Source organism: Virgibacillus proomii (assembly GCF_018916875.1).
Lineage (GTDB): Bacteria > Bacillota > Bacilli > Bacillales > Amphibacillaceae > Virgibacillus > Virgibacillus proomii_B.
Map to the genome: position 1 here is coordinate 130,473 of NZ_JAHLNO010000019.1, position 13,789 is coordinate 144,261.

The window sequence follows — 13,789 nt, forward strand, 5'->3', positions numbered from 1 at the left end:
GGTAGGCCGATTAAAAGCAGGCTTACCACTCAGGCGACGGCATACCTCTGTTGCCGGGACATGTTTCCTTTATCCCGAGTGTAACCTGTATTTCTCTCATTAAAAAAATCTCTTATCTCTTATTATGTTATGAACTTTATGAAAGAAACGACTCCTAAATTCCCATTTCGTTTGGACCCTGACAGGAGAAGTAAGACTTCCTGAATAAGCATCGCGATTTTTCAAGGACAAGGAAAACTGCGACAGCGATACATCGCGATTTTTTAAAGGACTAGAGAGACTGCTTGAATATGCATCACACACAGAAAAAACGTTTTTCTTTTTCAAGGAGAAAATCATTTCTTAAATGAAGTTTCACTGTCTCGTCAGAAGTTCTGGCGTTTACACGTCGCTAGTCGAACACTTCTAGGTTTTGTTCTAAGTAAAGGAATTTAAAATAACGTAAAATATATTTCATATTATAAAGATTTAAAGAGTTTAAAGCTTTATAGTTTCTTATATTTGTGGCGTTCCATATATTCCTTTGTTAAAATGGAAGATCTATTTAATCTTGTTGGACATGCTTTTTTTATCTATGATGTAAAACTAGCAAGATTCTTTTGTATATTAGCGCATATCTCACAATTTAGATTACGTGAACCAGATCGCCATTTGAATTTTCCAGTTTCTAAATCAAAATCACCCATTCCATTTACAAGCAATGGTTTTGTTAATTTTGTAATAACGGCAACTGTGTCTGAAATAATAAAGCTTACTAATATTTGTATCAATGGGTTAAAGGAACCGGAAATACCACGAATATGTTGATGAACACTATATATATCTTTACGGTCAACAAGCTGATCATAACATTTCCAACACCCGGTTACTCCAGGAATCACAGTAGTACCTGTACTAGTAGAATGACCGTGGTAGCCACCACCGACAATATGTGGAATGTTGAGTTTTGTCAGATAGGGAGTGATCCAATCAGCTAGTGTATCTACGGAAGGTTCATCAGCACATAATATTACTACCGAGCAAGTTTTTAGTTTTTCTAAGATGTGTGGAGAGAGTTCCTGTGTAATAGGAGAAGCCAGCCCCTCTATCATCGTTCCGTATCTATTATGTAATATTTCTTTTAAAACGGTTACTTTTAATTCGCCAACAGAACTTTTAGGATATAACGATTGATGAGTCAGGTTGTGAGTGCTTACATGATCATGATCAATAAGAATAAGTGAAGGTACTCCCATTGCCGTCAATTCATGTGCAACTCTGCTTCCAACACCGCCTACTCCAATAATTCCAACTCGACTGGAATTCCATGCTTGTTCACTTTCAAATAATTTATCAAGAGAAGATGTTTGCGCAGCAAGGTAACTCCATAAACGGCTATCCCCTGTTAAATTCCAAGGTTGATTGCCAGATAACAAGATTTTATCTTCTGATAGAGTTTGTAACGTTTCTTCTAATATTTTCTTTGAAATTTCATGTTGTTCTCCCCATAACAGAAGTTCTTCAAAGGTACGAGGTTGTTGTAAGTAGATTAAAAAATCAATAAATACACTCATACTTTCGTATATAATACTTTCTGAACGGTTTAACAATTTACAAATAATTTGTCCGTGTTCCGTTTCCTCTACCTGAACATCTGGTTGCTTTAACCAATATGTAGGCAATATAATCTCCTCCCGGAAAAAGAAGCCAATCCTATAAAGAATCGGCTTCTTTTTGATTAGCATTTTTTGTTATCAGATGTAATTCGACTTACACATTTTACCATTTCTACCACCACCTTGGTTTATTTATAAAATAGTATAATGTTATTCCAAAAAATAGTCAAATTTGAATTTTTTGTTAAAGGAAATTAATAGATTTTTTACAACTTTATTACATTATATCAGTATTTTGGTATTTTAATAGAGTAAAGCCAAAAAGAGTTTATCCCGCATGTAAGGTGCCGTAAGACTTCCACTTCAAGAGTGTAGGCAATACGAAGAAGTCAAAGTGGTAGAAATCGGCACCTAAAAGCCCGATTCGTTCAAGGGCCTTAGGTCATACCCTTGTGGTACTAACATTCAGTAGGAGATGGAAGAAAACTCCTACTGAATGAAGTTTCACTTTATCTCGGATGTAAGGATCCGTATTTTTCTCATTTCAAAATGTGCTAATGATGTTGCGAACATGATGAGAGAAACGAGTCCTAAATCCCCGATTCGTTTAACTAACATTTAAGGAGAAAAGCACTCCTTGAATGAAGTTTCACTTTATCTCGTATTTAAGCCTACTAAAAGCTCCTATTTTAAGATCAAGTTAGACTTTATCTTTACCAAAAATGTAAAAGTTGGTAATAAAGTAGATATCATTTGACAATGGTTACATCAATGTTGTTAAAAGCTATTATCTAACACAATAATTATTTATTATTAATTTCCTGTGAAGCAAAAAAGGGTTATTTATTTAAAAGAACTTAAAATCCATATTCTAATATATAATTCTACAAGGATGACTGTTCAATCGGTAGGTTTAATGAGTCAAACTGTATAAGAAAAAAGTTTAGAAAACGGTGCTGGCACTTAGCCCCGTTGCCAGCGTATTGGATTAACCTGAGCTAAATTTTAATTCATCCTGATGCGTGACTTTTAATCAGCTTTCAAAAAGGTTCATCACAATCCAATTAAAGCGCTTTATTTATTTTGTGATAGATTGTTGAAAATAGTCGTATTTCCTATGGTACGATTTTAATGAAGGTAAGGAGGTGAAGTGATGGGAGGCGATAAAACAAGAATCATAAAACATCTAATACTAAAAGATAATGTCCAAATCCAAGAGTTAATGATTGAGTTTCAATTAACCAAGCTTGAGGTCAGAGAAACGATTAACAATATTAACGATTCCTTTAATAAGGATGTTATTATTTCGAGTGGTCAAGCAGTTTACATGACGGAAGCAGCTAAGATGCTTTGCTATAAGAAGATTTTTCGAGAAAAAGGAAAATTATTTAGTCATCATGAATTTGAGACTCGATACAATTTAATCATTATTGTATTGGCTGTAGAGAAAAAATATTTATCCTTATTAGAATTAGCAGAGATATGTTTAGTTAGTAAAAATACGATACTAAATGATATGAAATTAATTAAACAAGATTTAGAGCAGAAAGAGATTGATGTAGACTATTCTCGAAAACATGGGTACGTTATGAAAGGTTCAGAGTTTGCCATACGGAATTTGCTGGTAACGGCAGTAAAAGATGTACTTCGTTCTTTAGCAGGAAGAATATTGTTAGAAGAGAAAAACCTGGTAGACAGTTCAAAAATATTTCGATTACGAAAAAGGCTGGAGCGAGTAGAAAGCAGGATCGGTATAACATTAACCGATGAACAATTAGATGAACTACCGTATATTATACATTTTGTTATAAAGCGAGCGAAGAAGCTAGATACCAAGTGGTCTTTTAAAATAGAAAAATATGATATTAAAAATACGGTAGAGTTTCCTGAAATCCAGCAAATGTTTTGGGATTATGATTTTTTAACACAAAGTGATTTGCTCTATTTATCATTACAAGTTCTAGCTTCCAATATGGTAGAGTCAGCACTTGCTATTACAGATGGTGATGAAGTATCAGAGGCCACGGATAAATTTATTGATAATATCGAAGCAAATTTAGCGATGCACATGCATCGCAGAAATGAATTAAAAAATAAAGTGCTGCTTCATATGAGACCTGCCATCTACCGAAGTTTACTCGGTTTTCAAATCAATAATCCATTGACACAAGAATTTTTGGATCAATATCATGAAATTTACTGTGTAGTCAAAAAATCGGTTAAGCCCTTTCAGGATATTATTCACAGAGAGCTGTCTACAGAAGAAATTGTTTATCTGTGTATGATTGTCTTAAGTTGGATTTATGAAGCGGAGGAAACGGAAACGATATTCAAAGCAGTAGTGCTATGTCAAAGTGGAACATCTATTTCCAAATTGTTATTAGTTACATTGCAATCCATGTTTCCAGAAATAGACTTTATTGGTGCATATTCAGTAAGGCAGTTTGAGCAAGATGGGGAAGAAGTTGATTTTATCTTTACAACAGTTCCAATCAACGATAAAAGAGCAACGTTTATTGTTCCGCCAATATTGGATAGCCAAACTCGAATAGATTTAAGAAATCGAGTTCAAGGTGAGATGAGAAACAACAGTGATCCGTTAGTACGATCACTTATGAAGGTCATTAAGCCGTATATTCCAAGTCAATATATCGATGTTGTTTCAAGGAAAGTATGTTGTTTGTTAGCAAAGCAAAATGCTTCAAAAGTACAAACAGATAATGGATCAGACCAATTTAAATTTTCCATCGATAATATAAGTATCATAAAAGAAAGCATTGATTGGAAAGAACTCGTTGATATTTCAATGCTTCCTCTTTTTAGAAGAAAAAGTATTACACAACATTATGTAAATAAAACAAAGAAAGTTTTTTATAGCAATTATAATCGAATGTTGATTGCTGAAAATGTTTATTTACCTCATGTGGCTGCTAAGTTTGGGGTAAAGAAAATGGATTTTCAAATTGTCGTTTTAAAAAAACCAGCTTTTACACCTAATGGGGAAAAAGTAAAGATTGTTGTAGCCTTAGCTCCTTCTGTTGAAAATGATCATGTACCGACTTTAATAAAACTAAATAATCTGTTTATGGATAAAAACATAATGTGTCAAATGATGAAGGAAGAAAATATATTCACCATCCAGAGCATTCTTAACAGTCTAGGAGGAGCAGAAGATGAATTTTGCAAATTTGTTTCAGAAGGAATTAATTAAACTAAATGCTGAATTTAGTTCAACAGATGAAATGTTTGAAGCACTTAGTAATGATTTAATAGAAAACGGTTACGCAGAGACTTCCTTTAAACAAGCAATTATTGAAAGAGAAAAAGAGTTTCCAACAGGCTTGTCTACGGAAACAGAACAATTGGCAATTCCACATACAGATACGAAACATATTAAAAAGCCATTTATATACATTGTTAAACTAAATCAGCCATTACGATTTTTACAAATGGCGACGACAGATACATGGCTTGATATAAATATCATATTTATGCTTGGAATAAAAGAGCCGTCAAAACAAGTTGGGCTGCTTTCATTAATTATTGATAAGTTCAAGGATGAGCAATTTGTGAACACGTTTAATTCTATTTCAACCGAAGAAGAAATGCTAGCAATACTGCAAAAACAATTTAGGAGTGAAGACGAATGAAAAAAGTAATTGTAGCCTGTGGTTCAGGTGTAGCTACAAGTCAAACAGTAGCATCGAAAGTGAAGTCAATACTAGAAGAAAAAGGTGTTCGTGCAAGTGTAGAAGCAGTTGATATTAAGTCATTAGATCAATATATAAAAACGAGTGATGTTTATATTTCAATCACAAAAAATACAAAAGAATATGATATTCCTACTCTAAATGGAATAGCTTTCTTGACCGGTATGGGAATGGAAGAAGAAACGCAAAAACTGCTCGATGCGCTAAAGTAAATTGTACTTCTTTGATACTGGGTAATCTATGTTACGAAAAGTAATCTAAATTGCCCAGTCAAGCTATGATAACTATTTATCTATTATTGGGGGGTAAAATCATGGACCTGCTAAAAACAATATTTTCATATATTTTAGATTTAGGTGCTTCTGTATTTGTTCCTGCAGTTATGTTGTTAATCGGAATATTTGTAAAAATGAAATTTAAAAATGCTTTAAGTGCAGCAATTACTTTAGGAGTTGCCTTTTTAGGAATGAACCTTGTAATTGGTTTTATGCTTGATGCTTTAACACCGGCAGCTCAAGCTTTAGCAGAGCGAACAGGGATTGAGTTAACAGCTGTTGATGGTGGTTGGACAACTGCTGCTTCATTATCCTGGGCTTGGCCGTATGCTTTTCTACTGTTTCCTATTCAGCTCGTCATTAATGGAGTGATGCTTCTATTAAATAAAACAAAAACATTGAATGTCGACTTGTGGAATGTATGGGGAAAAATTTTCACGGCTGTACTTATTTATGGTGTAACCGGAAGCATGTATATCGCTCTTATTGGTTCAGCAATTGTGGTTGTACTTGAATTAGTATTTGCTGATTTGAATCAAAAACAGATTGAGACGTTAACAAATATTCCAGGTGTTACAAGTTCTCATAACTTTTTCTTAATTGGTACATTATTAATGCCGATTGATTGGCTCTTAAGAAAATTTAAAGTATTTAATAAAGAAATGGATGCAAGTGCATTAAAAGATAAAATTGGTATTTTTGCTGAAAATCATGTGATGGGTTTTATTATCGGATTTCTTTTAGGCTTAGCAGCAGGTTATTCAGTAGCTGATTCACTAATTTTGTCGATGCAAGCGGCTGCCGCATTAACGTTATTCCCAATGGTAGCTAAATTATTTATGCAAGCATTATCTCCGTTATCAGAAGCCATTAATGATTATATGAAAAAACGCTTTAAAGATAGGGAAATATTTATTGGACTTGATTGGCCAATATTAGCTGGTTCAAGTGAAGCATGGGTTGTTATGACGATTTTGGTTCCGATTACGTTATTCTTTGCCTTTATATTACCAGGAAATGCAGTACTTCCATTTGCGGGAATTCTAAATATTGGGCTTGCTGTACCGGCATTAATTGTAACGGGTGGTAATTTGTTAAGAATGCTGGTGATCTGTACTATTACCACGCCAGTATTCCTATATGCCGCAACGTATTTTGCTGATATTATGACAAACCTAGCTCATTCAACAAAAGCAGTTGAATTAGAAGCAGGTCAGCAAATCACCTGGAGTACGGTTGAATACCCTGCATTTAGATATATTTTAACTGAGCTTGGAAGTTTCAGCATGGTAGGAATTGGACTAGCTGTTGTATGGGCGTTGGGATTTATCCTGTACCGGAAAGAAATGCTAAAACGAACGGAAGAACTAAAGGCAGAAAAATAGTCGGTGATGAAATGCTTTATCCTAAGATGCCGTAAGTCTCCCACTTCAATAGTTGTAAAGAATATGCTTAAGTGGGAGATAACTGCACCGAAATTCCCGATTCACTTCAAAGGCCTTGAGGTCATACCCTTGTGGTACTAACATTCAACAGGAGATGAAGGATCTTGAATGAAGTTTCACTTTATACGATAACATTAAATCCAGCTATTGATCGATTATTATGCTTGAATGAAAAATTGGAAAGAAGAAAAAGCAATCGAATTACAGAAGTTTCTTATGATATTGGTGGAAAAGGAACCCATGCTTCTTACGTTATGTCGAGATTAGGAGTAAAAAACCTAGCTCTAGGATTTGCAGGGAGTCAGAATATAGATAAGTTTAAACAGATTTTAAGTGAAAAAAGCATTGAGCATGACTTCACGATTATAGATGGTAAAACCACTAGGGAATGCTATATCATAGTAGAACCGGAGCAAGTCTCAGCCGGCTCTATCATGTTGACAGAAAAAGGATTTCATGTAGAAGAAGCTGATATCAAGCGACTTTTTAATAGGATAAAAGCTAGAGTGAAAGCGGAAGATATGGTATTAATCGCCGGTTCATTACCAGCTAATTTCACAATCGATAATTTAAGACAATTATTAAGTATTTTAAAAGAAATTGGTTGTTTTATTGCTTGTGACTTATCTGGTGAGGCAATTGAATTAGCTGTAAAAATGAAGGTGGATTTTATTAAACCAAATGAATTTGAATTAAAGCAGCTAAAAGCTTCTCATGAAAGTCTATTAGATACAGTAAAAAGACTAAACCAAGACATTGATTATGTAGTTACTTCGTTAGGCGGAAAAGGCAGTTACTGTGGGTATGATAGAAAGATCTATCGTGTAATTCCACCAAAGGTAAAAGAAGTAAACGATACTGGTGCTGGGGATTGCTTTGTAGGTGCCTTTTTAGCTGGACTTGCGAATCAGCTCTCGATAGAACAAATAATAAAGCTAGCTAGTGGTTGTGCTGCAAGTAAAGTGATGAACAAGGATAGTTCAACGTTTGATGTGAAGATGGCAATGAAGTTAAAGCAACAAGTAAAAATCACTCAACTATAAGGTGGCGATAACATTGTTATATCAAGAAGAAAGAGAACAGTTGGCTGAGATTGTGGAAAAAATGTTCTCTCGATATGAGACGAACACAGCTGGGGGAAATGTTAGTGTCAGGATGAATGAGCAACATATTATTATGACACCAACCCATATGTCGCAAGAATACCATTGCGATATATCCCCTTACCAAGTTTTAGTGGTGGATATGGATGAAAATATAGTTGAAGGTGATGGCAGAATCACAAGAGAAATTAATATGCATATGGCATGCTATAAACATAATCGAGAGATTGGCTGTGTACTCCATGCACATGCACTTAAATCAATGGTCTTTGCAACGATGGGGATAGATATGCCAAATTTAACAGAATCAACGCAAAAATTTGGGGATATTCCATGTCTGGATTTTGCTCCTGCAACTTCGAAAGCATTAGCTGAAAAAGTTAAACATTATTTGGAGAATAAAGCTTTAGACTCTGTAACAAACGCCATTTTATTGAATAAGCACGGGGTGTTAATTACAGATACAAATTTAATAAAAGCTTATGATAACCTGGGTCGTCTGGAATACAACGCATACATTGCCGAAAAAGCATTACTGTTTGATAAGTTAGGCATTTGTAAGATTGAAAATAAAGAGCTGAATTATAACGTAGATGAATAAGGAAAAGCTTTTTCTTAATTTATGTATTTTTCTTTCAGCATTATGTCTGCTCATTTCCGTATTCACGAAATGGCTGATTCCTACTATGGTAGCTCTAATTTTAGCAATCATAGCTCAAAGTAAATACAGAAAATGGTATCCCCATAAGGCAAGATCATATAAGGAATTAATTCAGAAAAAATACGAGAAAGAGCAAATTAGTAAGTCGAAAAATAAATAATAATTTGTCAATAGTGATATTCAAAAAGAGGACAATGGACATGAGATCAACTAAGAATTAACGTACTAGAAAAACTTTTTCTCTCGTACGATGTATCCCAGTGATCCGAACCAATGGCATTTAGCTCAGGTATCTCAGCACTTCGCCTTTCGCTTTCAACATCATTAAAGTAAGAGAAATTACGGTGCTTTACTTTACTTGAGGGATTAAATTTTCTACTGTGCTCTTAACTTCAGTACTATATTATACATTCTAACGTAATGAGGAAATTTGTTTCGTTATTACCTATGACTTTTTGAACATTACGAATAATAATTACAACGGAGGGTTTACTAATGAAATATTTAAAAGCAGAGAGAAAACAAATTGTTGAATATGGAAAGAAATTAATCGATTCTGGACTAACCGTTGGCACCGGTGGAAATATTAGTATTTTTGATAAAGAATCAGGGCTTATGGCAATTACACCAAGCGGGATTGAATATCATAAATTAACTGAGGAAGATGTCATCATTATGGATTTATATGGTAATGTGGTTGAGGGGGAGCTAAGACCATCCAGTGAACATCAAATGCATTCCATTGTCTATAAAAATAGATATGATGCAGTTGCAATGATTCATACTCACGCTCTGTATTCCACAACGATTTCTTGCTTAAATGTTGATTTACCGGCTATTGATTATCTTGTTGCTCATAGTGGAGGAAAAAATATCCGTTGCGCTAATTACGCAACATATGGAACAAACGAATTAGCTGAGAATGCCCTGGAAGCAATGAAAGATAGAAAAGCAGTTTTATTAGCCAATCATGGAATCAATGTAGTCGGCAGTTCTCTTGCAGAAGCTTATGCAATTACAGAGCAGTTGGAATTTTGTGCCCGCTTGTATTGGCAAGCAAAAGCAATCGGGAATCCAGTCATCTTATCAGATGAAGAAATGACGATGATGGTGGAACGCTTTAAGGATTATGGACAACCGCAAACAAACGAATAGAAAATTAGTTTCTTACATCCTAAAGGACTACCTTCTTTTCTTTCTCATTTTAAAAGATCTTGAAAATAAATTTTCGTATCAGCTCTAGTTTTTTAACTAGGGCTTTTATTTTTGTTTCTTATTTTTTCTATCATCTATTTTTCTTAAAAACGTGTATTTCTACTCTAACTATTTAATTAAGGGTGGATAATCTTTTTTAAAAGTAGCTTCGTCTAGCTTATGCGCTCAGCTGTAGTAGACTTCGCTTTTCTTCTTATGACAGTCAACATCGGGCTTGAATCTAAAGGAAGGCCGACTAAAAGCGGGCTTCTTGCTCAGACGTCGGCATCCCCTGTTTTAGAGGCATGTTTCCTTAATACCGTATCTAGTGCCGCAATCCTCCCACTGCAAGAGTTATATAGAATACGAAGACGTCTAAATAGGAGATAATGGCATCTAAATGTCCAATTTGTTCAAAGGACTTCAGGTCATACCATTGCGGCACTAACATTCAAGAAGAAAAAATTCTCCTTAAATGAAGGTTCACTATATCTCAGAAGTTCTCTTTATATGTCGCTAATCGATCGCTTCTTGTTTTTCTACTATTCTTGAGCTTCACAAGGATGGTAAAAATTATGCAAGCAGTTCTCAATGGATAAGTTTATTTTTCCTGGCTTTTTTACTACTCCCCTTCGACAAATGCAAAGTCAGCAGGGATATGTTCTCCTTGAAATATTTGTTTAAATTCATTAGGTGTATAGTTAGTTTCTTTTTTAAAAATACGGCTAAAATAGGTGAGGTCCGGATAACCAACCTCCTCGGCAACTTCGGTGATAGTTAATTCAGATGTTCGTAATAGTTTTTTCGCCTGTTCTATTCGGTAATGACGTAAGTAACTGCTAAACGTCATACCAACCGTTTCTTTGAAAAAACGGCTAACATAGCTTTTATTTAAATGCATGAAGCGTGCCAAAGTTTCTAGGTTAATTTCTTCATTAAAATATTCATGAACATACTGCATCATCTGATTGGCACTTTCTTTTACTGTATTAGTAATTGATTTTCGCTCGTAATGAAGTAAAGAAACCTGATTTAATGCCAAAATGGCACGATGAATTGCCGACTTACACTCATCTTCATCTAATGGCTTAACGATATAGTCAATGGCAGCACAGCGTATTGCAGTTTGAATATGTTTAAAATTCGCCTTTTTGTCAAGTAGGATTACTTTAATATTCGGATATTGTTTTACTATATTTGTTTTATATTGAAATATTTCATCGCTTGATCCACTAATATCAAGGATTAACATATCAAGCCGATTATCTAATGAACGTTTGTATGCTTCTTCAGCTGATAAAGCGTCCTCAAGAAAAGTAACATTAAAAAAATGCTCAGCAAATATTTGTTTTAAAAAAGCACGATCTGTTTCTACAGGACTGGCTATTAAAACACGACACATGGATAAACACCTCATTTTAAAGTAAGTTCATGTTTTAGTGCTAATTGCAGTTATATTTATGTAGCTCAATAATTAATCTAACGTTCGTTTTGAATGACATATCCTGTAATATCTAGTAGCAACTTTCTCATCTTAAAGAATCAGGCACAATTCAAAAGGTTAAGTTAGAGGGACACAACTTTCAATAAAGTCTCGATTGGTTTTTACCTAATCAGTAAAGAGTAGAGATCCTCTGCTGATCTTTTACACTATAGGAAAGTATAAAACTTTATGGTTTATAGTATAAGAAAAACTGTAGCTTTCGCCATAAAGATTTGGTGACAAGCCAAGTTTTTCTAATATCCTATTATAAGTATACCATGGTTACATTGATTTTGTTGATCAATAAAATTGTGAAATGTTGATCAAGTGTCGAAATAGTCCAAAAACAACAAAAAATAATCCTAACGCCTTCTATGTAAACGCTTTATCATAGAGTTATAGAAAATTATTGAAAAGGGGATGGCAAACATGGCTATTAATTTAGCAAAAGAAAGCGTTAGAGAATATGAGGTTGAATCACTCATTCATAAAGCCAAGCAGGCTCAACAAATATATGCCAGTTTTACCCAAGAACAAGTAGATGAGATTGTCAAATCTGTTGCGACAGTATTAACAGAAGCTGCAGAAGATTTAGCAATAAAAGCACATACAGAAACAGGATTCGGTAATGTAAAAGATAAAACAACGAAAAATCTATTTGCGAGTCAACAAGTTTATGAAAGCATTAAAGATGAGCCGACGGTAGGGATTATTCATCGCGATGAAGTAAATAAAGTGATTGAGGTTGGAGTGCCAATGGGATTAATTGCAGCACTTGTACCTGTAACAAATCCGACATCAACCGTTATTTTTAAAACATTAATTGCATTAAAAACTAGAAATGCAATTGTTTTATCACCTCATCCAAATGCAGTGAATTGTATTGTAGAAGCAACAAAATTAGTAGAAGAGACAGCGGTAAATGCAGGCGCACCGAAAGGATTAGTACAAGTAATTGAGACACCAACGCTAGAAGGAACGCAAGCATTAATGAAGCATGAGGATACGGCACTAATTTTAGCTACTGGTGGCGGACAGATGGTAAAAGCCGCTTATTCTTCGGGCAACCCGGCAATTGGTGTTGGACCTGGAAATGGGCCAGCTTTTATTGAAAAATCAGCGGATATAGAAGCTGCCATTGATAAAATTATTACGAGTAAAACGTTTGACAATGGTACTATTTGTGCCTCAGAACAGTCTATAGTGGTGGAGAAAAGTATAAAGGATCAAGTTGTGAATGAACTTAAAAAGCGCCACGCTTACTTTATGAATAAAGAAGAGTCAGAGCAGGTTGCGAAGTTTATTATGCGAGAAAATGGCACGATGAATCCGCAAATAGTTGGAAAACCGGTAACCGAAATTGCCAAGCTATGTGGTATTATTGTTCCTGCCGACACCACTGTTTTGATCTCTGAACAGACAACTATCGGTCATGACAATCCATATTCTCGTGAAAAGCTTACTCCAATTTTAGCAATGTATACAGTTAATGATTGGGATGAGGGAGTGACAATCTGTAATGCTATTTTAGAAAATGAAGGTGCTGGTCATACGGCTATTCTTCATACTAGTGACGATCAGCAAGTAGAAGATTTTGGATTGCGCACTAAAGCATCACGAATTTTAATAAATACCCCTGGAACATTTGGCGGAATTGGCTTCTCAACTAACCTTGCTCCTTCACTAACGTTAGGTTGTGGAGCAATCGGAGGAAGTAGCATTACAGATAATGTGAGTGTACGTCAATTAATGAACATTAATCGTGTCGCTTACGATAAACAATAAAAATATAAGGGTTCCTCTTTATTTATAGGCTATAACCGATTCATTATCATGCAATACTTGTTTTATAACGTTTTATCATCCTATATATCTAAACCATGTTATATTGTCAATGGATTGACAATATAAACAAACTTTGTCTCTTTCTAATAGTAAACAAAAAAGTATCTTTACGTCGAAGTGTCTTCCAAAAGAGACAGCTTATTTTATTATCAGCCTGTTGGGCATGAGTTCGATATTGTAAGGACTCATGCCTTTTAAGCGAATTAGACCTGTGTATATTCTATAGAGTTCTTGAACTACGAAAATAGTAGTTTTTAGTATAAGTTAAGGATATCTAGGTAAGCTAGAATCTTCAGGAAGTCAGCAGCAAGTCTAAGTTTTCGAGGAACATACGCTTCGTATCAGACTAGTGACTTAGATCAGACCTCCATACAAGTCAAAGTCCATGCTGCCAAATGGTACATCAAGTAAATAAAGTAAGGATATGGAGGGGAAGAATGTGTACTCACCCTGGAAGCTTGCTAAAAACATAGAACAT

At 34.7% G+C, this 13,789-nt stretch carries 10 protein-coding genes; 8 read left to right on the top strand and 2 right to left on the bottom strand.

Features of this window, described 5'->3' with window-relative positions:
- Positions 1 to 572: 572 nt before the first annotated feature.
- Positions 573 to 1,661: a ThiF family adenylyltransferase gene (locus KQI21_RS08130; protein ID WP_216483707.1), complete on the bottom strand. Its 1,089-nt coding sequence runs from the start codon at positions 1,659 to 1,661 to the stop codon at positions 573 to 575.
- A gap of 1,087 nt (positions 1,662 to 2,748) precedes the next feature.
- Here KQI21_RS08130 and KQI21_RS08135 point away from each other — a divergent pair.
- The 7 genes from KQI21_RS08135 to KQI21_RS08165 all read left to right on the top strand — a co-directional run bounded on the left by KQI21_RS08135 (position 2,749) and on the right by KQI21_RS08165 (position 9,944).
- Complete coding sequence (locus tag KQI21_RS08135) at positions 2,749 to 4,806, top strand: BglG family transcription antiterminator (protein ID WP_216483708.1); 2,058 nt, start codon at positions 2,749 to 2,751, stop codon at positions 4,804 to 4,806.
- On the top strand, positions 4,769 to 5,245 hold the full coding sequence (locus KQI21_RS08140) for a PTS sugar transporter subunit IIA (RefSeq protein WP_216483709.1): 477 nt from the start codon (positions 4,769 to 4,771) through the stop codon (positions 5,243 to 5,245). Before KQI21_RS08135 ends, KQI21_RS08140 begins: the two co-directional genes overlap by 38 nt.
- On the top strand, positions 5,242 to 5,517 hold the full coding sequence (locus tag KQI21_RS08145; protein ID WP_077302264.1) for a PTS sugar transporter subunit IIB: 276 nt from the start codon (positions 5,242 to 5,244) through the stop codon (positions 5,515 to 5,517). Before KQI21_RS08140 ends, KQI21_RS08145 begins: the two co-directional genes overlap by 4 nt.
- A gap of 101 nt (positions 5,518 to 5,618) precedes the next feature.
- Positions 5,619 to 6,965 (top strand): PTS galactitol transporter subunit IIC, encoded by a 1,347-nt coding sequence (locus KQI21_RS08150; RefSeq protein WP_216483710.1) that lies wholly within the window; start codon positions 5,619 to 5,621, stop codon positions 6,963 to 6,965.
- A 164-nt stretch (positions 6,966 to 7,129) separates the two neighbouring features.
- Entirely contained in the window at positions 7,130 to 8,068 is a 939-nt protein-coding gene (locus KQI21_RS08155) for a 1-phosphofructokinase family hexose kinase (RefSeq protein ID WP_216483711.1), read from the top strand.
- 13 nt (positions 8,069 to 8,081) lie between these two features.
- Positions 8,082 to 8,729: a class II aldolase/adducin family protein gene (locus KQI21_RS08160; protein WP_216483712.1), complete on the top strand. Its 648-nt coding sequence runs from the start codon at positions 8,082 to 8,084 to the stop codon at positions 8,727 to 8,729.
- A gap of 555 nt (positions 8,730 to 9,284) precedes the next feature.
- A complete protein-coding gene (locus KQI21_RS08165; protein ID WP_216483713.1) occupies positions 9,285 to 9,944 on the top strand; it encodes an L-fuculose-phosphate aldolase in 660 nt (219 codons plus the stop codon).
- 661 nt (positions 9,945 to 10,605) lie between these two features.
- Here KQI21_RS08165 and KQI21_RS08170 read toward each other — a convergent pair.
- Positions 10,606 to 11,385 (bottom strand): helix-turn-helix domain-containing protein, encoded by a 780-nt coding sequence (locus KQI21_RS08170; RefSeq protein ID WP_216483714.1) that lies wholly within the window; start codon positions 11,383 to 11,385, stop codon positions 10,606 to 10,608.
- A 510-nt stretch (positions 11,386 to 11,895) separates the two neighbouring features.
- Here KQI21_RS08170 and KQI21_RS08175 point away from each other — a divergent pair.
- A complete protein-coding gene (locus KQI21_RS08175; protein WP_216483715.1) occupies positions 11,896 to 13,251 on the top strand; it encodes an acetaldehyde dehydrogenase (acetylating) in 1,356 nt (451 codons plus the stop codon).
- The last annotated feature ends 538 nt before the right edge of the window (positions 13,252 to 13,789 follow it).